Source organism: Bifidobacterium pseudocatenulatum DSM 20438 = JCM 1200 = LMG 10505 (genome assembly GCF_001025215.1).
In the GTDB taxonomy this organism is placed as follows: domain Bacteria; phylum Actinomycetota; class Actinomycetes; order Actinomycetales; family Bifidobacteriaceae; genus Bifidobacterium; species Bifidobacterium pseudocatenulatum.
Window position 1 is genome coordinate 98,057 of the sequence record NZ_AP012330.1, and the last position, 23,216, is coordinate 121,272.

Below are 23,216 nucleotides of genomic sequence, written 5' to 3' on the forward strand. Positions count from 1 at the left end.
TTTGCAGGACAAAATCCATGCACAAAAACACGCGAATTCATCTGCGAATGGTAGAAACCCGAGCGCCGGGAGGCGTTCACCCCACTACATAAAAAGGAGTGCCAAGTACAATGGCTGCACAAATCTGGTACGAGAACGACGGCGATCTCTCGGTCCTCGAAGGTAAGAAGGTTGCCATCATCGGTTACGGTTCCCAGGGTCATGCTCACGCTCTGAACCTGCGCGATTCCGGTGTGGACGTCGTCGTTGGCCTGCGTCCGACCTCCAAGTCCGTCGAGCACGCCAAGGAGCAGGGTCTGGAAGTCAAGTCCGTTCCGGAAGCTGCTGCTGAGGCCGATATCATCATGATTCTGGCTCCGGATCAGTACCAGCGCACCATCTGGGCCAATGACATCGAGCCGAACATCAAGCCGGGTGCAGCTGTTGCTTTCGCTCACGGCTTCAACATCCACTACGGCTACATCAAGCCGTCCGAGGATCATCCGGTGTTCATGGTCGCCCCGAAGGGCCCGGGCCACATCGTGCGTCGTGAGTACGCCAACGGCCGTGGCGTTCCGGTCGTCGTGGCCGTGGAGCAGGATCCGCGCGGCGACGCTTGGGACATCACCCTGGCTTACGCCAAGGCTCTGGGCGCTCTGCGTGCAGGCGCCATCAAGACCACCTTCACCGAGGAGACCGAGACCGATCTGTTCGGCGAGCAGAATGTGCTCATGGGCGGCGTGAACAAGCTTGTTGAAATGGGCTTCGAGGTCCTCACCGACGCCGGCTACCAGCCTGAAATCGCCTACTTCGAGGTCTGCCACGAGTTGAAGATGCTCGTCGACCTCATGAACGAGGGTGGTCTGAACAAGGCTCGCTGGTCCTGCTCCGACACCGCCCAGTACGGCGACTACACCAACACCTGCATCGACGAGCACGTGCGTGAGCGCATGCAGTACCACCTGCAGCGCATCCAGGACGGCTCCTTCGCCAAGGAGTTCATCGAGGACCAGGACGCTGGCGCTCCGAAGTTCAAGGCTCTGCAGGAAGAGTACGGCAACGTCCGCATCGAGACCGTCGGTCCGAAGCTGCGCGCCATGTTCTCCTGGAACAACGGCAAGGATGACGACGCTGATATGGCCACCTTCACCGGCAAGATCGCCCGTGGCTGATGTGGCTCATTCGGCTAATCGCTGAGTCTTTTACAAGACCGCTGCCCTTACGGGTGGCGGTCTTTTTTGTATGTTCTGTCGCATATTGTTCTAGGATAGATATGTACGGTTTCTTACGGTTTTTCTATAGGAAGAGATGTCATGGTCACTGCGACTGGTCCCGCACCTGGTTCTGAAATGACAACGTCGGCTGAACCTACCGAAGACCGTAGCACGTCAGGAGTTCTGCACGTCGCCGCGATTTTCGCCTCGCATATGGTGTTGCAGCGTAACAAGCCCATCGCCGTGTTCGGCGCGCTTGATGCCGATTGCGCCGGACTTGAGGTTTCCGCGGAAATCCGCGATTTCGATGGTTCCGTGATCGTGCAGGCGCATGCGTACGCCTCCAAAGAGATCAAGAACGGTTTTTCACCGTGGCGCGTCATGCTGCCGGCACAGCCCGAAGGTGGCCCTTACACGTTGCGCGTCACCGCAGGCAACGATTTCATCGAATATTATGACGTGCTTATCGGCGAAGTATGGCTGGCCGGCGGTCAAAGCAATATGGAACTTGAATTGCGCAACAGTGAAGACGCCGAGGAAGCCCTCGATAACTGTGCCGATCCGTTACTGCGCTTCTACAATGTGCCGAAAACCGGTGTGATCAATCGCAACGCCGAACATGCGGCAAGCTGGCAGGAATCATCGCCTGAAAATAGTGGCGTAATGAGTGCGGTAGCGTACTATTTTGCGCGAAAACTGCGTGATGAACTTGATTCCGACCTTCCGATCGGCATTATCGACTGCTATATCGGGGGTACGTCGATCAGTTGCTGGACGAGCGAAGATGCACTGAATTCCAGCGAATCCGGGCGCGGCTATCTTGCGCGCTATGAGCAGGCGATCGCAGGTAAAACGCAGGAACAGTTCGATTTGGAGTACGGCGAATGGCAGTCGCGTTCTGATACGTGGAATGCGTCGATCGCAGCCGCCCGCGAAGACGATCCTGATGTGACGTGGGATACGCTGACCCAACAGTATGGCGAATGCCCGTGGCCGCCGCCGATGACGCCGACCTCGCAGTGGCGTCCGTCAGGCGCGTTCCATGCCATGCTGGAGCGCATTGTGCCTTACTCCTTGGCGGGATTCCTATGGTATCAGGGCGAGGAAGACGAGCCGTATTGCGGATCCTACCGTGAGTTGCTGGGCATGATGATTGGTGAATGGCGTGCGCTGTGGAGCGAAAGCCTGCCGTTCCTGATCGTGCAATTGCCGCAGTGGATTGACAAGAAGGTCGACGAGGGCGACGGCGATCCGATGCTGTGGCCGGTGTTGCGCGAGGCCCAGTGGGATGCCGCGCAGTCCATCGACAATGTGTTCGCCATCTGCACTATGGATTGCGGCGAATACAACAACATTCATCCGGTTGATAAACGTACACCGGGCGAGCGTCTAGGCAATTGTGCGCTTCGCCAAGTGTATGGTATGAGCCGTATTCCGGTGTATGGGCCGACTGTGCTGGGTTTCCGCTGCGACGAAGGCGGCCGCGTACGCCTGTTCTTCCGGTACGCGCACGGCCTGCATTTCAGCGGTACTGCGCCCGACAGTTTTGGTGACGAGTTCGCCAAGAGCCTGCCTTCGCTGGTGCGTCTGCCGGAACGTTCCGGTTTCGAGCTTGCCGGTGCCGATGGTGTGTTCCATCCGGCCTACGCCGCGATTTTCGTGGATTGCGATATTGACGATCTGGTCAACGCAAAGGTCAACGTGGTCGATTACAACGCCACGGAATTCGGTATTCCGATCAACAGCCGCAGTATCGGCACGATTACGTTGGCCACGCCGGAAGTGCCAGCGCCGGTGATGATGCGCTACGCATGGCGTAGCTGGGGTCCGGCACCGTTGTTTAATGACAATAATCTGCCTGCTCACCCATTCAAGCTGGACCTGACCGATCACACCGACTCTGATCACGCTGAATAATCACGTTAGATAGTTGCGTTGAACGGCTGCGTCACATGATTGTCGATAGTTGACGATGAATAGCGTGCGATTGCTGTGCTTATAGTGTGCTGCAATCGCACGCTTTATATTGCGATTGAAGTCCTGCTGATCGCACGTCAGTCAAATACGAATCAAATACCAGTCAAATAAAAAATCGTTGAAAAATCAACGTTTCTGCGATTTATGCCACCAAAATCGCAGAAACGAATCAAATAAAATGCGCTGCACTGCGAGCGCATAGGCTATTGCCAGAGGTCCGGGCCGAATGATTCCAGGTATGCGGTCAGTTCGGCGGCCATCTGTTCGTCTTCCGGAACGCGCGGATGGCCATCCGTGCCGCAACCATTGCGTGAATACAAGAAATGTTTTACGTGAAACTCGCCCTCAGTGCCGCGGCCGTTGCCGTGGAAGATGGCGTGGAACTTACCGCCACAGCCAAGAGCTACGTGCGCGACCTGTTCTGCATGGCAGATAAGGTCGACGCGAAGGCTTCGGTGGCCGAGGGCATGGTCTCGCTGCTTCCGGGCGAAAGCGTCGTGCTGCATATCGCCACTGCCGATGCCGCAGCGCTTGCCGCTCCGGGTGCGTTCGCAGCCGCCAACGTGCCGCGTTCCGCCAACGATCCGAAGCGCGAATGGTGAGCTTCCGCGAGTACGCCGTCTACTGAAGCGGTAGAAGAGTGGATAGAGGACTACTGAAATTTCAGTTGACGTGTTCGGTTGAGTAAAAACATAAGTTGAAGCGCCGCCAACCTTAAGAAACGAAAGTGTTGTGAACGCTGACTTTTCAAGAGGTTGGTCGGCGCTTTTACTGTACGATGTAGATGAACCGTTTAAGTTGCGATTTAAGTTAAGAAGAAGGACACGGACATGCCTATTCAAAAAAGCAAGGTGACGATTTTTGACGTTGCCAAGGCTTCGGGAGTCTCTAGTAGCGCCGTTTCGTATGCGCTCAACGGCAAGTCTGGTGTTTCCGATGTGACTCGAGACAAAGTGTTGAAGGTCGCACACGAACTGGGATGGAAGCCGAATGGCGCGGCACAGGCGCTGGCCAAGGCGAAGACGCAGCGCGTGGGTCTAGCGCTGGGTTACGACCCGAAGCTGCTTTCCGTCGAATCCTACATGATGGAACTTATTTCCGGTCTTGGCGCCGAGCTGGAAAAATACGATTATTCTCTGCTGGTACGCATGGCCGTGGGTGAGGACGCGAAGCTTTCGATCATCGATGATTGGATTGCTACTGGCAACGTCGACGCCATGCTGCTCGTCAATGTCGAGCTTGGAGACCCTTGCGTTGCCTTGCTTGAGGAGCATGAGGAGATGCCGGTGCTTGCCATTGCCGATGCCTCCGTGGTCGGCAATCTGCCGAGTCTGTCAAGCGCCGACGCCGATGCCGTGCGCCGAGCGGTGCGATACCTGTATGATCTCGGGCATCGTCAGATCGCCCGCGTCGGCGGTCCCGAATCGCTTGCGCACTCGTATATTCGCGATTCCGCCTTTGCGGACGTCGCTTCCGAGCTGGGCATGCGTTATCGTTGCCTGCACACCGACTACACGCCGGAAACCGGTCGCGAGGCCACGAAGCGCCTGCTGGCGTTCTCTGAGCATCCGACGGCGATCATCTACGACAATGATGTGATGGCGTTGGCTGGCCTTGGCGTGGCAGCTTCGCAAGGCATCAAAGTACCGGAGGAAATCTCCATCATGTCGTGGGATGATTCCCTCATGTGCACCGCGGCGTATCCGAACCTGACCGCCATGGGCCGTGACGTGGTCGATACCGGTAAGCAGGCCGCCGGATTGCTGCTCAAGCTGATCGGCGGCGAGCGTGTGGGGCATCTGATGGAAGGGCCGTACGAATTGCGTGCCCGCGCTTCGACCGGTCCCGCTCCGGCAGCGGAATAAGATGCGATGATGAGTTAATGCGATGATGAATTAAAAAATTGCGATTGCGCATTTGCTGCGCCCCGACAAGGGCAGGATGAAAGCGAGCAGCGAGCCGATCGCGGCGATCGCCGCAAGGGTTACGCCATACAGGATTGCGACGGTGTTGCCGGACTGCTTCGACAGGTACCACAGGTCGAACGGCGCGAGTCCCCAGAACAGCCCGGGAATCGCGGATTGGAAATCAAAATCTGAAATCTGAAATCGTAATCTGAAATCAAAAAGCGCCCGTGCCCCTCGCTTGAGGCATGGGCGCATTGTTGCCTTACGACTTCAGGCGCGCTTCTGTGTGATCTGATAGGCGGCGAACAGCACGACCAGCCAAATCACGCCGGCGACCACTGCGATGCGATAGCTTGCGGAGAAGCACATCAGCACCACGACCAGCAGCATGAACGCGATCACCACATACGGCGTCACCTTGGCGAACGGCAGCTTGAACGCAAGTTTGTCAAGTGCTTCCTGGCCCTTCAATCCCTTTAAATCATTCGGACCGTCGCCGGCGGCGACAACGCGACGGAACTTAATTTCCGTAATCATGATCATGATCCAATTAATCGCAGCGGCAATCGTGGCAATCGACATCAAATAATTGAACGCGAAATCAGGCCACACGAACACCACCACCACGGCGATCGCAATGATGATGGCCGACGTGATCACACCCCCGACCGGAACGCCGCGCTTGTTCAGGCGGCCCAGATACGCGGGCGCATTGCCCTGCTTCGCCAACGAATACAGCATGCGCGAGTTCGCGTACAGGCCGGAGTTGTACACGCTCATCACGGCGGTCAAGCACACGAAATTCAGAATGCCGGCGGCCGCATGCACGCCCACCGAGTCGAAAATCTGCACGAACGGGCTGGAATTGCCGTCGATCGTGCTCCACGGCACCACGGCCATAATCACGCCGAGCGCGCAGATGTAGAACACGAGAATACGCCAGATAATGCCGTTCGTGGCCTTCGGGATGGTGGTGCGCGGATTTTCGGTTTCGCCCGCGGTGATGCCGATGAGCTCGGTACCGCCGAAGCTGAACATCACCACGACCAGCGCCATCAGCAGGCCGGTCCACGTGCCGTCCGCATTGCGAGACATCAGGCCATGCGGCAGGAATCCGCCGTCAACGGTAAACCAGTTGGCGAACGACGCGCGAATGCCCGAAGCGGTCGGCACATTCGCGATGATCACATACAAACCGCCGAAAATCATGGCAAGCACGGCCACGATCTTGATGATGGCGAACCAGAATTCAAATTCGCCGAACTTGTTCACGCCCATAAGATTCAGCGCCGCGATGGCCACCAGGAACACCGCCGCCGACACCCACTTCGGAATGTTCGGGAACCAGTAATTCACGAACGAGCCAACCACGGCCAACTCCACCATGGCCACGAGCACGTAGTTGAACCAGTAATTCCAGCCGGAAATAAAGCCGGCTCGCTTCGACCAGTACTGCGTGGCGTAATAGCTGAACGCGCCCGCCTTCGGATCCTCGACCGCCATTTCGGACAGGGCGCGCACGATCAGGAAAATCGCCAGACCGCCGATCAGATAGGCGAGCAGAATGGCCGGGCCCGCCAGCTGAATCGACTCGCTGGAACCATAGAACAGGCCGGTGCCGATCGCGCCGCCCAATGCGATCAATTGAATATGACGATTCTTCAAAGACTTGCGCAGCGTCGGCGGAACCGGCACATCGTCGGTTTCGCGCGGTTTCTTCGCAACGGTTGCGTCGCTCATGAATGCTTCCTCTTCTTGGGTGCCTCGGCAATATTCGGCAAATTCGGCAAAAGTTTGCGATCTTGGCGATGTTGCGTTCGGCAGTAGTGGTAGGTGACGCGCCTATGGTTTTTGGTATGGCGCGTCTTCCCCGATTGTAGCTGTAGCGCGTGGATTCGGTTTCATAGTGTTCAATAGTTCGATAGTTCAATAAAATGAAGGTTTTGGGAGCAATGGTTGGTGCTGCTTGAGCGCTACGGGCTGGAGGTCGTCATGGCATTCATCAAAGACATGGTGCGTATGTGGTTGCATGCGTGGAAGCGATTCATCTCCATCGCACTGATCTCGTTGCTGGGCGTCGCCGTGCTTACGGGCATTTACGCGGGTTGCCGAGACGCTTTTCTTGCGACGGATCGTTTTTTCGACACCCAAGGATTGCACGACATTCAGGTGTTGTCGACGGCCGGATTGACCGATGACGATATTGCCGCGCTCCGTAAGATTTCCGGTGTCGCGAAAGTGCAGGGCGAACGTTCGCAAACCGTGACCGTCGATCTGAACGGCAAAAAAACCGTGACCATGCAGGAGATCGGCACGAACGGCATTGACCAGCCGTATTTGCAAAGCGGACGCATGCCGGAGAAGTCCGGTGAGATCGCGGTGACGCGCAAATTCATCAAGGATTCCGGATATAAAAAGGGCGACCATATTACGGTGACACCGCAGGATTCGGCGTCTTCTTCTGTGTCCGATTCTGCAGAATCGGACAATCAAACGGGCGAAAACGGGTCCCAGATGTCCGATTCTGCAGAATCGGACACGCAGGATGGCAAACGTGCCGCACGGGTGACCGATTCTGGTGAATCGGACAATCAGGCACCGAGCTTCCCCACCGAACTGACTATTGTGGGCGTGGTGCTTGACCCGCAGGATCTCACCAATCCAGACGGCTATTCGGGTACGAACGCATTCCGTTCCTCCGCCACCAGCGACTACACGTTCTTTGCGCCGTCCGACGGTGTGACCGGCAGCATGTACACGGCCGTCACCATTCTCGTGAAAGGCACCGCCGACAAGGACTCGTTCAGTGACGTGTACGACGACACCGTCAGCGAAGTAGCTGACCGCATCGACGGCACGGTGCGAACCAATCGCCAGAAAGCGCGTCATCAGGAACTACTCGACGCTGGAACCAAACAAATCGACGAGGCGAAAGCGCAAACCGACAAACAGTTCGCCGCAGCGCAACAGCAGATCGACAGCAATCGCAGCCAGCTCAATCAGCAAATCGACCAAATCGTCAATATGCAGGCGGGCGCGGCTGCAGGATCCCTCGACGAAACAACCCGTGAAACACTACGTGAAACGGTAATTGCCGCAAGCCCGCAATTAGCGGAAGCCAAAGCGCAACTCGACCAGGCACAATCGAAATTGGACCAGCAGAAAAAAGACACCGAACGGACACTGCAATCCAAGCAAAACGAGCTGGAAGACAGCATTCCGCAAGTGCGTTGGTATGTGCAGGACCGGTCGCAAATCGGCGGATTCAGCTCGCTGAAATCTGATCTGGAATCCATCCAATCGCTGGGCAACGCATTCCCGATCGTGTTCTTGCTCGTGGCGGTGATGATGAGTCTGACCGCCATGGCGCGCATGGTCGAAGAGGATCGCGGGCTGATCGGCACATACACAGGGCTCGGCTACGGGCGTCTTGCGGTCGCCTCACGATACCTGTTGTTCGCGCTGTTCGCCTGCCTGATCGGCGGTGGACTCGGCCTGATCGCAGGCTTCCTTGGCATTCCGGCGTTCCTGCTCGTCGTATTGCGAGGCTTGTATGTGATGCCGGACGTACGCTTGGCATACGACTGGCTGTACGGAACGGCCGGAGTCGCGCTGTTCGTGGTCGGCGTGCTTGCCGCAACCGTGTATGCGTGCGCGCAGGAAATGCGACAGAAGCCGGCCAGTCTCATGCGTCCGAAAGCGCCGCGTGCAGGATCGCGCATTCTACTGGAGCGTATCAAGCCGTTGTGGAATCGCATGAGCTTCCTCGGCAAAGTCACGGCGCGCAACATTTTCCGCTTCAAATCGCGTCTGATCATGACGGTCGGCGGCGTGGCCGGCTGCACCGCGCTGATTGTGTGCGGACTTGCGATCAACGACACCGTTGCCGCATTGGGCGCGAAACAGTATCAGGACGTGTATCAGTACGATTTGATGGTGGTCGCGAACGATGATGACGCTGATGCGATGCGGCAGAAAGTCGCTTCGGATGGTCGCGTCACGTCGAGCATGGACGTGCGCGTTGAATCGGGTGATTTGACCGGCGATTCGGGGAGCGAAAGCATTCAGCTGGTTGCCGTGCCCGACAGTGAACGCAGCGAGTTCGGCAAGATGGTCACGTTGCAGCCGGTGCGCTCCAGTTGGGTGGATGGTGCGGCCGATACGGTAAGTCTGGGCGATGACGGCGTGATCGTATCGCAGTCCGCGGCAAGCGCGATGGGCGTCAAAGCGGGCGGTATGGTAACGCTGACCAACGGTGACGATATGCAGGCCGAAGCGCATGTCAGCGCGGTGATCCGCAGTGTGATCGGATCGGACGTGTATGTGAGCGAAACCTATTATCGCCAGCTGTTCGATACTGCTGCATCCGGCACGTCTTCCGCATCTTCCGCGTCCGATTCTGGAGAATCGGACAATCAAAACGGCGAATCCGGTACCTCGAATGGCGCATCGTCAAACGGCCAACAATTGGTGTGGAACGCCATGTATGCGAAGCTCAAAGGTTCAGGCGAATCCCAGGCCGCCTATGCGGAAAAGCTGGAAGACGACGATGCGGTCATGAAAGCCGTGAGCTGCGCGCACATGGCGGAAAGCTTCAAATTCGATCTGATGGGTGCGGTGGTCGCGCTGATCGTGGCGCTCGCGGGCGGGCTCGCGCTCGTGGTGTTGTTCACGCTCGCCAACACCAACGTGTCAGAACGTGAACGCGAGATGGCCACGCTCAAGGTGCTCGGATTCTTCGACAAAGAGGTTCACCACTATGTGAACCGTGAAATGATGGTGCTCACCATGATGGGCGTGGTGCTGGGCTTGCCTCTCGGCCGTTTCGTCGGCGGATTGCTGACGGCTGCGTTGAATATGCCCGCACTGTATTTCGAAGTGGAATGCACGCCGTTGAGTTATGTGATTGCGGCCGGCGCGACCATGGCTTTCGCGCTGCTCGTGCAGTTGTTCGTGAATCCGGTGTTGGATCGTATCGACCCGATTAGTTCGCTCAAATCCGTCGAATAGGCGCATGTCTGAATGTCCGATTCTCCAGAATCGGACAACTAGACGGGTAAAAGTGCGTTACGGTTGTCCGTTTCTCCAGAATCGGACAAGTAATGCGGCGAAAGTGCCCTGTGGTTGTCCGTTTCTCCAGAATCGGACACTTAGAGTGCCGGAAAGGCTCGGATTCGCGTTTCAGTTCTTCGGATAACGGTAGTTGTGTGGCAGTTGCGTGGTGAGCTGCGGGTCCAGGCCGAGTTCCTTCAACTGCCGGTCGATTTCGCGGCGCGCACGTTTCACAAGTTCGGCTCGATATTCATCGCCATGTCCGGCATTGCTATGTGCCGCATCGCCATGTCCCATCGTTCCCATCTTCTCCAGTGCGTCCAATGTTTCCGCCATACGCTTGAGCCGGTCCTGATGGTGCAGCAGCGCACGCACCTGCGCATGTTCGTGCACGATCGTCCGCCAATCGGATGGTGTGTGTGCAATCTCCCGAACCGCGGTGACCGGATGTACGTCGGCCACCTGATATGTGATCGAGCCAAGCAGCGGCATTAGGAACACCGTAATCGCGCCGGCTGCGACCAGTGTTGACGCGGTGTCGCCTTGCATGGTGCCGACCTTCACCGCCAGTGACGTGACGGCGACGATGATCGGCAGCGCGGTCGTGCAATACAGCGCTACGGTGACGCGATGATGCGATGACAGCGGATTCTCGCGTTTGTCGAGCGATAGCGCAACATATACGGGCACCGCGCGAATCAGCATGAGCATTACGATGAACGCGACGAGCAGCGCGGGTCGGCCTGCCACGGCGCGCACGTTGATCGCGGCTCCTGACACCACGAAAAACACAGGAATAAGGAATCCGTAGCCGACGCCTTCCAGTTTCATTTCCAGCGACTTGCTGCCGTCGGGGATGATGTAACGCAGGATGAAGCCTGCGGCGAACGCGCCGAGCACCGCGTCAAGTTCGAACAGTGCAGAAATGGTGACAAGGAAGATGAGCAGGAATGTGGTCAGTCGCATGAGCGTTTGCGATGACGTGTTCGCGTTTTCCGTAAGGAAACGGTACAGGCGATGGCCGGTTTTCAGTGCTTTCGTGGGTAGCATTGCGCACAGTAGACAGATGGTAAGGAACGCGCCGAGCACGAGCATGGTCTGCCAGCCGGTTCGGGTGGATAGCAGGATGGCCATGGCAAGGATTGGGCCGAGTTCGCCCCACGTTCCGTACGAGATGATGGCGTCGCCGATGGGGGTGCCTTCGAGGTTGCGTTCCTTGAGAATCGGCATGAGTGTGCCGAGAGCGGTGGTGGTAAGTGCTATTACCGTGGCGATGCCGTTGATGCCTTGCTTTGCGAAGAATGGAAGCAGGGTCACGACGAGTCCGGCGAGCCCCAAGGTGATGATCCATGTGACAAGGCCGACTTTGCCTTGATGCCCGGCGAGTCGTTTTGGGTCGATTTCGTAGCCGGCGAGCAGGAATAGGAACGCCATGCCGAGCTCGCTCAAGAGTTTCACGGCGTCGTTCACCTCGATTACGCCCAGTCCGTACGGACCGAGTGCGGCTCCGGTGACGAGCAGCAGCACGGTTTGTGGAATGAACCTTCCTGGAATCAGCTGCGCCACAATCGGGCTGACGGCCGTCACCGCCATGATGATAGTCAATGAAACGAGCTCTTGCGTCATGTTTCTAGCCTAGTGAGTCTGCATGACGGTGTTCAAGGACGTGATGCCCCATGATGAGCCAAAGGGCACTCTGGGGCAAGGTTAAGTTTTTGTAAATTTTATGGGGGGGGGGGTAATTCTATGAGCGTTACTATCTGTGCAAAATGGCGGAACTGTTTTGTTTTGAAGATGGAACTCCTTCTTTTCATTGGGGGAAGGGTGGGCTTTATTCGAGGGTTTTAACGAGGGTGCCAATGGGAAAGCTCCGATACGATTCTGAACCAAGCTGTTTAGGCAATATAGGGGGAGGGAAGAATGGTTGATGGAAAATTCACCGCAAAGGAGCGCGCGTATTTGGCCAGCCTTCCCGCAGTGGAAAGCGTGAGCGCGTCGCATATCCGGTATGCCGACAGTTTCCGCATCGAAGTCATGTGCAGATACAATGCGGGCGAATCGCCGGCCGCCATCTTCCGCGAGGCGGGTCTCGACCCGAAACTCATCGGATACAAACGCATTGAGCGGTGCATTGCACGCTGGAAAAAGCAGGAGGAACGAGACCGCCGCAACAGCAAGCGGGTGGACCGCGACGACCTGCTCGTCATTCGGCATCATGATCTTATGCGCGATGATGCGCAATCGTCGGCAACGGAATCGCAGGATGCGCTTTCGAAGCTCGCCCAAGCGCAACTCATCATCAACCAATGCGACGAATTGATCGCGAAACAGGCGTTGCGCATCGACGAACTGGAACGTGTGCTGCGAAAGCTTGTCGGGTGACGGCACGGTTGCGTGAGATGGAGGAAACGGCGGAATGGCATGACGGTCGTTGGCCGTCACCCGAAGAGGCTCCGATGGGTGGTCGACTTTCGTTGGAAAGTCGCTTTCCGTCGTTCGAAGAGGCGATTGACGTTGCCGACGAAATGCGTCAACGACGTCACGCTCGCGGCAAAACGCTGGCGATGCGTGCGATTGCGGCGCTGTTGATTGTCGCTGCGATCTGTATTGGCGGTTTTCCGGCGATGTTGCAGTATCGGTCGGCGCGTGATCTGTCGGGAACGTCGGTAAGATCCGCGCATACGGTTGCGGGCTGGCCGTATCCGCAGGCGGATGACGCGTTCGCCGCGGCCCAGGACTATAACAAGCGGCTTGCGGAATCCGGACAGCCGATTTTGGGTGAGGCGAAGGATCCGTTCGCTGATGTGCGCGGAGGATCGCGTGCCAGTGTGTCCGATTCTGGTGAATCGGACAATGAAGCGGGTGAAAGTGGACCACAGTTGTCCGATTCTGGTGAATCGGACAATCAGAGTGGTGCGGGTACAGGCGCGGACGCCGGTTCCGCGGACGCTGGTTCCGCAAGCGCCAGTTCGGCGGACGCGGAGTACCGGAGTCTGTTGGATTCCGGCGGTGGCGTGATGGGTACGATTCGCATTCCGAAAATTTCCGTGAGACTGCCGATCTACCATGGCACCTCCGAATCGGCGCTCGCCTCGGGCGCGGGCCACCTGTACGGCAGCAGCCTGCCAGTCGGCGGCAAGAGCACGCATGCGGTGCTCACCGGGCATCGCGGACTGGTCGAGGCGGCCATGTTCACGCGGCTCGATGAAATGCGTGTCGGCGACTACTTCTACATCGAAGTGATGGGTCGAACGCTCGGCTATCAGGTGGACCGTATCACGGTGATCGAGCCGAACGACACGTCGCAGCTGAAAATCGTGCCTGGTGAGGATCGCGTGACCCTGATGACCTGCACGCCGTATGGCGTCAACACGCACCGTCTGCTGGTTTCGGCCACACGTTCCGCCATTCCAGATGAGATTCCCGCCGAAAACGACGCGGTGAAGGATGCCCGCGCGATTGGTGCGATCACAGGTATTGCGACTCTCGTAGTGGGCGTGTTGTTGGTTTGGTTGCGACGCAAGCCGTGGCATATTCGCAGGCATGCTGCTTGGTGGCCGAAGCGTGGCTGATTCGGTTACATTTGCGTGAATAATCGCGCTTTTCGCACGTTTTTCCTTTTGTGATGTCGGGTGATTGCGCCGTAGGAAATGTGTTGCAGGGATTTTGTTGTTGCGCTGTTGCCAAACCCCGACTTTCCCGCACGTAGGGTGTGCGCGCGATTGTTTGATTTCCTTTAGTTTTCAGGGTTGAAGCAGTGTCGGATTGCTCCAGGCGAGTCAGTGGCGCGATTCGATGAGAGACGTGAATTAAGGGGATGCATATGAGACATGCGCACAACGAGGCAAAGCCGAGGGGAAGCTTTGTTCAACGCATGGTTGCGGCGCTCGCTGCGATTGCCATGCTTGGCGGCTTGGGTTACGTCACCACGTCTTCCGCCATTGCGGAAGACGACCAGAATCCTTCCGGTGACACTTCCACCTTGCAGCCTGCGAATAGTAAAAGCATTGCCAAAATCGAAGGTGGAGACGGTGATCAGTATGCGTTGCATTTGACTGCGTCCGGCGATAGTTCGTCGTCCACGGTTACGACCGCGGTGCCTGCCGATATTGTGCTGGTGCTTGACAAGTCCGGCAGTATGAAAAACAGCAACCGTGACACGAATGCGAAAAACGCTGCCACGGCCTTGGCGAGTAAGCTTCTGACGGCCGCGAATGCCGCTCTTCCGGCTGAGCAGCAAGTACAGATGGCGGTGGTGACGTTCAGCGACAGGGCGCGAACAACTTCGCAGTTCACGACTTCCCCTGGCGCTATCGGCACGGCCGTCAGTGCGTGGCCAAATGGCGGAACCAACTGGGAAGACGCCCTGAAAACAGCGAACGATCTGTCGTCGGGACGTTCCGGTGTGCAGAAGCATATCGTCTTCCTGTCTGACGGCAATCCGACCTTCAGAATCACATCCTATTCCGGATGCTTCAAGTGGAGTGGGTTCGGTCAGGGATGGGAAAGCCATCCTGAATACGGGACACAGGCGGAGTGCGAGGCTAACAATAAGTGGTTGGACCAGTCCTACCAGTGGAAAACCGACCCGGACGGCTCGGACGGAAACATCCACGGCGAGGGCGATGACGATAGCTACGGCTACAACTATGCGGCCGCTCTGTCGGAAGCCAACGAACGCGGGAACGCAGCCCTGTATGTGGTGAAGGTTTCGGCCGACGCCAATAAGATGAGCGACCTAGCCAAAGAAGCGAACGCCGTCACCGGCAAGGAATACGACGGAACGTCCGCGGAAAATCTGACGAAGGCATTCGAACAGATCTACAACACCATCACCACAACCGCGAAAATCAGAGCGTATTCCATCACCGACACCCTGTCTCAATGGGTTGATCCGGTCGATTTCGCCGATGTGGCAAACGGCGCCGATATCACGCAATATGTGACGGTAACCAACAATGGCACAACCGTAAGCGGATATACGGCCGTCTACAACGTCGACGACAACGGCAATCGCACGATTACCGTGACATTCAACAATGGGAACGGCATGATCGTCGACAAAAACGAAACCATCGACGTTTCCTTCAAGGTAAAACCAAGCGACGCCGCATATGCGGATTACGCAAGCAAGCAGCAATACCCGGACACGGGAGAAGCCAATACCGGCAATGAATCCGCAGGAAAGCAAGGATACTTCTCCAATGCCGGAGCGCATCTGAACTACTGCGTGGTCACGTCCGTTAACGACCAGGAATCGGAATGCACCCAACAGACGCTCGACTATGCCAAACCGGTCGTGCAAGTCAGACTTGGCCAAATCACCATCAACAAGGTGTGGTCCGACGGTGCGAGCAAGCATGCGAGCGACGCGGTGACGGTCCAATTGCAGCGCACGAAGACCGGGGAAGCGGCCGCACAGGCTGAAAAAGTAGGCGATCCAATCACGTTGAACGCGTCGAATAATTGGACGGCCACGATCGGCAGATTGCAGCCCGGATACACCTACAGCGTGGCTGAAACGTCGGAAGACAGCCGCTACGCGGTCTCCTACCAGTATGGCAATGCTGCGAGCAACGCGACCGGCGTGGACCTCACCAAAGCCATGGTCTGGCAGAGTGACGGCAACGGCGGCAACATGACGGCCACATTGACCAACACGTTGAAGAGCGCGACGCTATCCAATGTGATCACCGTGCAGAAAATCCTAGAGGGGCGCGACTGGAAGGCAGGCGATTCGTTCGATTTCGAACTGACCGCAGACGGCAACGCGCCGCTGCCGGCCGATTGCGCGCAACAGGCGCAACAGTCGTGCAAGGTGACGGTCGCCTATGATGCTGATTCCCCGGATAGCCAGCATTCCGCAACGTTCGGTGACATCACCTACAACGCTGGAAAAGCCGACTACACGTACACCATTACGGAAGGCAACGGCAATATCGCAGCCCTGCACTATTCGGGCGCGAAATACCAGATTGTGGTCGCCGTTACCGAAACGAACGGCGCATGGACGGCTTCGGTGAAATCCGTGACGAAACTGCTCGACGACAACGGCAAGAACGTTTCCGAATCGCAGAAAATCGGCGATCCGATCGCATTCACCAATACGTATGTGGCGGTGTCGGCGTTGCCGTTGACGGGCGGAACCACGGATCGTCAATGGCTGCTGGTTGGCGGCTCGATCGGCGGACTCGCAGTACTGCTGGTTGGCGCGGCTGGCGTCTGGAACAGCAGGAAGCGTCTCGTCTGAGACGGTTCCTCGGGCTGGACTGCCCTACCAACCTTCGCAGGGCAGTCCAGCCGTGCATCACAAATTTTGTGGATCCAGAGCATGTTGGGCTTCGGATCCCGTTAGCAGAAACAAACACAACATCAACAACACAAGGAGAGGGGATTCTCATGAAGATGAGGAAACTTTTCGCCGGTATCGCCGCCGCTGCGACGTTGCTGGGCGGCATGGCCCTGGGCGCAACCAGCGCACAGGCCGACGGCAGCGGCACTGTCGTCAAGAGTGATGTGAATTTCACATTCACTGCTCAGGACGCCAAGCAGCTGACCAATCGTAAGCTGGACGCCTACAAGATCGCTGACTACGTGCAGTACGGCACTGGTAGCAATGCAACGTACGGTGTGCAGACTGCCGGCACGGTGACGGATAACTCCGGCATCAAGGCTGCGCTCGAAGCTGCTGTTGCAGGCACTAATAAGACGGTTCCGACCGATGGCGGCGATCTGATGGCTTGGGCGCTCGCCGAAGGCGTGCTGTCTGTGGACAATTCTGCAGATGGTGCATGGAATAATAGCGCTTCCCGTAAGTTTGTGGAATCGCTGAAGACCACGACTGACAAGCTTGGTACCGCAGAAGAGGTTGATTTGGGTGCTGCCGCTAATGGCACTTCCGCTACTGTGACGCTCCCTACAGGCCTGTACCTGTTTGTGGACGCGGATTACTCGGTTGGCACCAATGGAGCTGCCACTCCGTCTATCGCAATCCTCGTTGGCTCCGGTAACGTTAAGGATGGCGTGCTGAATCCGCTCACTGAGGCAACTGTGACCATTAAGAACCAGACCACCACTGTGAGCAAGACGGTGAGCGCTGCAACCGCTTCCGCCGGCCAGACGGTGACTTACACCATTACGAGCAAGGTGCCGCAGAACACGCAGTACTACAGCGATTACGCCTACACCTACACGGATACCCCGAGCGCTGGCCAGACCGTGAATCTCAACTCCCTTAAGGTGAAGGTTGCTAACGCCGAACTGAAGAAGGATACGGATTACACCGTGACCGGGGGCGCTAATGGCCAACCTTTCACTGTTGCCATCCGCTCCATCCAGACGCAGCGCGCAGGCGCAGAGATCGCTGTGACCTACAATGCCACTGTTACCAGTGAGGAAGCCGCCGGCAGCAAGGCCGTGACTAATACGGTTGTGCTCTCCGACAATGGTGCTGAAGCTACTGACAGCACTACCATCACCAACGGTCAGTTCTCCTTCACCAAGACCGACGCCCAGGGCAATGCTCTGGCCGGTGCTAAGTTTGAGATCGAAGGACAGAACGGTGCCTCGACTCCGTCCACTGCTACTGCGACTTCCGAGTCAAATGGAACGGTGACTTTCAAGGGTCTTGCGGACGGTACTTACAAGGTCACCGAGACCGAGGTTCCTGCAGGCTTCCAGCCGAATCTCAAAGCTGCATTTACCGTTACCATTACGAACGGTAAGGCCGTCAAGTATACAGGTGCCGATATCTGGGGCTTGGCTCCGAGCACTGAGGTCTCCGATAACTACACGTACAAGGTCAAGAACGTGAAGAACGTCACCCAGCTGCCGCTTACCGGTGCTGCGGGCACGACCCTCTTCACCGTGGTGGCGCTGCTCGTGGCAGGTGCCGGCGTTACCGTCGCACTCAAGTCGCGCCAGCGCGTGCGCTGATATGCGCTCAATCGCTGAAACAATAAGCGAAAAAAACGAAATAAGCGGGCATTCGCGGAAACCATCCGTGGATGCCCGCTTATCGTGCCTTTCCATACTTTTTAGGGGTGAAGGTTTTGCACGGGGCAATACGGGATCGAAGCGGGTGAAATCCGGTACCAAACGGCGAAATCCGGCATGAAAAAGGTATCCGCAGGTGGCGAGTAGGTGGCAAAACAGGCGTCAACCAAAGCAATCATACAGGGGTTGCAGGTGGGGGCATCTCACGACAATGGCACCCTACAATCGCAAGCACATCCATGAAAACAGTGGAAAGGCGGGTGTCATGGCACGAGGTGGGGGAGCGTTCAGCGACGAGGAAATCCAACTATTGCGCGGACTGCCAGCGGTCGCCAACGTAACGCGCAATCGCATCACCTACGCCGATTCGTTCAAGCAAGTGTGCACCATCCGCTACTTGACAGGCGAATCGCCAACCAAAATCTTCCGGGAAGCGGGACTTCCGCCGGATCTCATCGGATACAAGCGCATCGAACGGTGTGTGGATCGTTGGAAAACGTCGGCCATCAAATCCGTGACCGGCAGCGGCAACATGAGCGACAGCGAGATCATCGCGCAACTCGTCAACCGGTATGAGCATGCGTTCGTGATGAGGCGCAACCTCGATAGCATCACCAACAGGACGATGGAACATATTCCCGTCAAAGCGCAAGGCGACGACGGCATCGACGTGGGAACCGCGAGCATCATCATCAAACAGCAGGCACGCCGTATCGACGAACTGGAGCGCGCGAACGCCGAACTGCGCGGGCAAATCGCCGCCACCGCCTGACCCAGACCATCGTTATGCTGCGTAAGTGTCTGATTCTGCAGAATCGGACAAGCGAGGCGCGATTTGTGTCGGACAGTTGGGCGTATCTCACTTATATATGGCAGTCAACCTGCGGAAATACGCCCAAAACGTACCCCCTAAGTGGTGTTTTGCCGTGAGCAAGTGCCATATATAAGCGAGAAAGTAGCGGTCAACCTCGTGAATCTGCCATATATAGGCGAGATAGGGCGGCAGGGGGTATGTCGAGGCGAAAATACGGGAATAAGGTGGTCGGATGGGCACGGTTGACCACAAACGGGATGCGCCAGTGCCGCAAAATCTGCGTACGTGCCCAAAAACAAAGCTTCGGCGGGCGCAATGTGCGGTTCGCGGGGTAGGGTAGTGAACATTATGACTTCCGAGAACACCAATTCCGCGGGCTCAAGCGCCGCGCACATCAAATCCGTCGAAAGCCTCGACCAGAGCAATGAAATGGAGCGAGGCCTGAAAAACCGCCATGTCCAGTTCATCGCCATCGGAGGCACCATAGGCACCGGCCTGTTCCTAGGCTCCGGCAAGTCGATCGCACTGACCGGCCCGAGCATCATTTTCGTGTACATCGGCGTTGGCCTGATCATGTTCCTGCTGATGCGTGCCATCGGCGAAATGATGTACAGCGACCCCAGCCAGCACACGTTCATCAATTTCATCACGCGCTATCTCGGCCGCGGGTGGGGTAAGTTCGCCGGCTGGACGTATTGGATCGTGCTCATTCTGACTGGCATGACCGAAATCACTGCCGTAAGCACGTATTTCGTAACGTTCTTCGGCACATTCGGCATAGACCTGAACTCGTGGAAGTGGCTGATCGAACTGTGCTTCCTCGTGGCGCTCACTGGCATCAATCTGATTGCGGTGAAAGTGTTCGGCGAGGCGGAATTCTGGTTCTCCATGATCAAGATCACGCTGATCGTCGGCCTGATCGTCACCGCCATCGTGATGCTAGTCATCGGCTTCAGCTACCCTGCCACGCATATCGAGGGCGTGGACGGCACAGTGTCGGGCGCCACGGTGAGCCTCACGAACATCACCGACGGCTTCCAGCTCGCGCCGAACGGCTGGATGAACTTCTTCATGAGCTTCCAAATGGTGTTTTTCGCCTACCAGCTCATCGAATTCGTGGGTGTCACGGTGTCGGAAACGCAGAATCCGCGCGAGGTGCTGCCGAAGGCCGTGAACGAGCTGATCGTGCGTATTCTGATCTTCTACGTGGGCGCGCTGATCGCGATCATGGCTATTGTGCCGTGGCGTAATTTCCACGAGAATTCCGACGGCTCGTTCGGTTCGCCGTTCATCATGGTATTCAAATATGCGGGTCTTGATTGGGCTGCCGCACTGGTGTTCTTCGTGGTGATTACGGCTGCCGCGTCGGCGTTGAATTCGCTGATTTATTCGGCCGGTCGCCACTTGTATCAGCTCGCTTCCGATTCTGAGTCGCCTGCGATGGCTCGTTTGGCTGAAGTTTCCGAACACAAGGTGCCTGCGAAGGCGATTGTCGCTTCGGGTTGCATGATTCTGTTCTCCCCGATTATCAACGCTATTCCAGGCATTTCCGGCGCGTTCGTGCTGTTCGCTTCGGCCGCCAGCGCTGTGGTGATTTTTATTTACGTGCTGACGATGCTCGCCCACCGCAAGTATCGTCAGAGCAGCGATTTTCTGCCAGACGGTTTCGTCATGCCCGCTTGGCAGGTGCTTGATTGGATTGCGATCGCGTTCTTTGTGCTCGTGTATGTCACGTTGTTCCTGTCGGCGGACACGATTGGTTCTGCGATCGCCGGTCTGATTTGGCTGGTTGCGTTCGGCGGATATTGCTTGCTGCACGAACGATTCCAGAATCGCGATCTTAAGGAAGCCTTGCCGCGGTAGCGTTTGCGGGTAACGCAGGATACAAGTAAGGGGCGTCTGCCGAACGTGAGTGCATCACATACGTTCGGCAAATGCCCCTTTTCAGTATGGTCTTTGCGCGAATCCCCATTATGGGATTCAGCGCACTTTAGCCGATGTAGTCGGCCTCGTTCGTTGGGCTGGACGGCACGGCATGATCTTCCGTAACCTTGCCCAAGCCAGACAAATACGCTTCACGACCAGCTTCGATCGCCTTCTTGAACGCGCGTGCCATCAGCGGAATATTGCCGGCGGAAGCGATGGCCGTGTATGCCATCACCGCGTCCGCGCCCATTTCCATGGCTTCCGCAGCCTGGCTCGGACGGCCAATACCAGCGTCGATAATCACCGGAACATTGGAATTCTTGATAATCACTTCAATGAAATCGCGTGCACGCAGACCCTTATTCGAGCCGATCATCGCGCCGAGTGGCATCACGCAAGCCGCACCAGCGTCTTCAAGACGCTTCGCCGCAATCGGATCGGGGAACATGTACGGCATGACCACGAAGCCTTCTTTTGCCAGCTGTTTCGTGGCTTTGATGGTTTCCTCATTGTCGGGCAGCAGATACTTCGCCTCATGCTCGATCTCCACCTTCACAAAATCCGTCTGGCACACTTCGCGCGCGAGACGGGCAATACGCACCGCTTCCTCGGCATTGCGTGCGCCGGACGTGTTCGGCAGCATGGTGATGCCCTTCGGAATGTAGTCGAGCAGATTGTTTTCGGTGGTACGGCAGCGACGCAACGCCATGGTGACGATTTGCGTACCCGCGTTCTCAATGGTCGCCTTGATGAGGTTCAGATCGTAGCGGCCGGAACCGAGAATGAAACGGCTCGTGAACTTGTGTCCGCCGAGGATCAACGGATCGGCGTCACCGGTGGCGATTTCGTCATACGCGTGCGCATCCGGTTCCGGCAGCAGTGCGGTGTTCGTGGTGGTGCCGACCAGCTCGTCGAGTGTGGCATTCGGTGCCGCTGCGAAGTCTTTTTCCGCGGTGGTGATCGTGTTTTCGGTGCTCATGGTTAATCCTTACTATGCGATTAGTGTCGTGTCATTCGTTGCGATTTGCGATTGCAACTTGCGTTTGCGTTTGCGTTTCGCTGTCAGGCGTCTTCTTCGCCGAGAATCAAGCGAGTGATCATATTGGCTTCGTGGCAGGCGACCACACCCACGCGCGGTGCCATCAGACCAGCGCCTGGCACCGGAGCGGTTTCGCCGTCGCCGCAGAAGTAGAAATTCTTCGAAACGCGACGAGTATTCACCAAATTGGAACTGCGGAATCCCGCCATTCCAGAAGCACTCACCAGCTTCTTGTTCGGCAGATTCTCAAGTACGGCATTCACCAGCATCGTCTTGTTTTCCGGCACGTCGAACGCTTCGCAGATAATATCTTCATTACCGAACAGCATCGGCACGTTCTCGTCGGTCACTTTCACGGTATCAATGGTGATATCGATAAAAGGATTGATCTGACGCAAGTTACTGCGCAATGCTTCCGTCTTGTACTGCCCAAGATCCTTCAAAAAATACTGCTGACGATTCAGATTCGTCATATCCACGCGATCAAAATCAATCAAATGCAGGTGACCGACGCCAATGCGGGTCAACGCCACTGCAATCGTGGATCCGAGGCCGCCGCAGCCGCAAATGGCCACGTGCGCCGCGTCGAGCTTGTCTTGCGTGGCCGCGGTGTGGCGGTCGAGCAGGGCCGCGCGGATTTCTTCGCGGCTGACGAGCGTGGTCGGGTCGGGCTGGTTGTCGAAAGCGTGCTGGCGGGCGTCGATCTGCGCCTGCGATATGGATGGTTCAAAAGTCATGGTTGTTCTCGTATTCTCGTTTTCCGTTCGTGTGTTGTTTTTGCCGGGTTGGTTGTGTCTTGTATGTTCTTGCGATTGTTACGCGTATATTGCGCCGGTCGTAATCGCAAGAAATTTTGAAAGTGGTTCAGCCGCCCTGCACGAACGTGACGATTTCCAACGTATCGGTGCCCTTGAGCTGCGTCTGCGCACGCTGGGTGCGAGGCACGATTTCGCCGTTGAGCTCGACAGCCACGCGGTCGGCGCGCAATCCCTTGCTTTCGATGAGTTCGGCCACGGTGATTGGCGTGGCGATGTTCTCTTCCTTACCGTTGATGATCATTGTGGTTCCCTTCTGCGTCTGTCGTGACACATGCTTCCTGCGCTCCAAATGTCCGTTTCTGCAGAATCGGACACTCAATGCTGGTACGAAAAAAGGGTCGCCGAAGGAACCGTACCCTATGAGGTGGTGCGCCCCTCCGTGACCCTAATCACGCGATATTCGGTTATCGCGAACGGAAGATGAGATACGCCTTGCGGCGCGAACAACCCGTCTCCTTACGGCGGCATTACCCGCATCAAGTCCTCGGTCGAAGC

17 protein-coding genes are annotated in these 23,216 nt (G+C 56.9%); 11 read left to right on the forward strand and 6 right to left on the reverse strand.

The genetic code is table 11. The features are described from left to right. Positions 1-110 precede the first annotated feature (110 nt). The 4 genes from ilvC (at position 111) to BBPC_RS00395 (ending at position 5,035) form a co-directional block, all read left to right on the forward strand. Positions 111-1,151 (forward strand): ketol-acid reductoisomerase, encoded by a 1,041-nt coding sequence (gene ilvC / locus BBPC_RS00380; RefSeq protein WP_004222977.1) that lies wholly within the window; start codon positions 111-113, stop codon positions 1,149-1,151. Positions 1,152-1,292: 141 nt separating this feature from the next. Further along, complete coding sequence (locus BBPC_RS00385) at positions 1,293-3,110, forward strand: sialate O-acetylesterase (RefSeq protein ID WP_022244745.1); 1,818 nt, start codon at positions 1,293-1,295, stop codon at positions 3,108-3,110. A 392-nt stretch (positions 3,111-3,502) separates the two neighbouring features. Further along, entirely contained in the window at positions 3,503-3,772 is a 270-nt protein-coding gene (locus tag BBPC_RS00390; RefSeq protein WP_050775094.1) for a hypothetical protein, read from the forward strand. Between the two features lie 228 nt (positions 3,773-4,000). Further along, positions 4,001-5,035: a LacI family DNA-binding transcriptional regulator gene (locus BBPC_RS00395; RefSeq protein ID WP_004222986.1), complete on the forward strand. Its 1,035-nt coding sequence runs from the start codon at positions 4,001-4,003 to the stop codon at positions 5,033-5,035. Positions 5,036-5,065: 30 nt separating this feature from the next. On the opposite strand, the gene BBPC_RS00400 is transcribed toward BBPC_RS00395, so the two are convergent. Next, on the reverse strand, positions 5,066-5,332 hold the full coding sequence (locus BBPC_RS00400; protein WP_004222994.1) for a hypothetical protein: 267 nt from the start codon (positions 5,330-5,332) through the stop codon (positions 5,066-5,068). Between the two features lie 15 nt (positions 5,333-5,347). Beyond that, positions 5,348-6,817: an amino acid permease gene (locus BBPC_RS00405; RefSeq protein ID WP_004222996.1), complete on the reverse strand. Its 1,470-nt coding sequence runs from the start codon at positions 6,815-6,817 to the stop codon at positions 5,348-5,350. A 252-nt stretch (positions 6,818-7,069) separates the two neighbouring features. Between BBPC_RS00405 and BBPC_RS00410 the strand changes: the two genes are divergently transcribed. Continuing rightward, positions 7,070-10,087, forward strand: a complete 3,018-nt coding sequence (locus BBPC_RS00410) for an FtsX-like permease family protein (protein WP_033524180.1) — start codon at positions 7,070-7,072, stop codon at positions 10,085-10,087. Positions 10,088-10,258: 171 nt separating this feature from the next. On the opposite strand, the gene BBPC_RS00415 is transcribed toward BBPC_RS00410, so the two are convergent. Then, positions 10,259-11,755, reverse strand: coding sequence for a cation:proton antiporter (locus tag BBPC_RS00415; protein ID WP_004223004.1), 1,497 nt, complete (start codon positions 11,753-11,755; stop codon positions 10,259-10,261). 294 nt (positions 11,756-12,049) lie between these two features. Between BBPC_RS00415 and BBPC_RS00420 the strand changes: the two genes are divergently transcribed. The 6 genes from BBPC_RS00420 (at position 12,050) to BBPC_RS00445 (ending at position 20,801) form a co-directional block, all read left to right on the forward strand. Beyond that, positions 12,050-12,511, forward strand: a complete 462-nt coding sequence (locus tag BBPC_RS00420) for a hypothetical protein (RefSeq protein ID WP_004223008.1) — start codon at positions 12,050-12,052, stop codon at positions 12,509-12,511. 74 nt (positions 12,512-12,585) lie between these two features. After that, positions 12,586-13,701 (forward strand): class C sortase, encoded by a 1,116-nt coding sequence (locus BBPC_RS00425; RefSeq protein ID WP_022244795.1) that lies wholly within the window; start codon positions 12,586-12,588, stop codon positions 13,699-13,701. Between the two features lie 251 nt (positions 13,702-13,952). Continuing rightward, entirely contained in the window at positions 13,953-16,379 is a 2,427-nt protein-coding gene (locus BBPC_RS00430; RefSeq protein WP_231857838.1) for a DUF7604 domain-containing protein, read from the forward strand. A gap of 149 nt (positions 16,380-16,528) precedes the next feature. Next, positions 16,529-18,064 carry a SpaA isopeptide-forming pilin-related protein gene (locus BBPC_RS00435; protein ID WP_004223015.1) on the forward strand — a complete coding sequence of 512 codons (1,536 nt, stop codon included), beginning with the start codon at positions 16,529-16,531 and terminating at the stop codon, positions 18,062-18,064. A 325-nt stretch (positions 18,065-18,389) separates the two neighbouring features. Then, positions 18,390-18,896 (forward strand): hypothetical protein, encoded by a 507-nt coding sequence (locus BBPC_RS00440; RefSeq protein WP_022244792.1) that lies wholly within the window; start codon positions 18,390-18,392, stop codon positions 18,894-18,896. Positions 18,897-19,286: 390 nt separating this feature from the next. Next, positions 19,287-20,801: an amino acid permease gene (locus BBPC_RS00445; RefSeq protein ID WP_004223025.1), complete on the forward strand. Its 1,515-nt coding sequence runs from the start codon at positions 19,287-19,289 to the stop codon at positions 20,799-20,801. A 127-nt stretch (positions 20,802-20,928) separates the two neighbouring features. On the opposite strand, the gene BBPC_RS00450 is transcribed toward BBPC_RS00445, so the two are convergent. From BBPC_RS00450 to thiS, 3 genes are all read right to left on the reverse strand, one after another. After that, positions 20,929-21,843 carry a thiazole synthase gene (locus BBPC_RS00450; protein WP_003833695.1) on the reverse strand — a complete coding sequence of 305 codons (915 nt, stop codon included), beginning with the start codon at positions 21,841-21,843 and terminating at the stop codon, positions 20,929-20,931. 83 nt (positions 21,844-21,926) lie between these two features. Continuing rightward, on the reverse strand, positions 21,927-22,640 hold the full coding sequence (gene thiF / locus BBPC_RS00455; protein WP_004223027.1) for a sulfur carrier protein ThiS adenylyltransferase ThiF: 714 nt from the start codon (positions 22,638-22,640) through the stop codon (positions 21,927-21,929). Between the two features lie 127 nt (positions 22,641-22,767). Then, entirely contained in the window at positions 22,768-22,962 is a 195-nt protein-coding gene (gene thiS / locus BBPC_RS00460; protein WP_003833700.1) for a sulfur carrier protein ThiS, read from the reverse strand. Between the last annotated feature and the right edge of the window lie 254 nt (positions 22,963-23,216).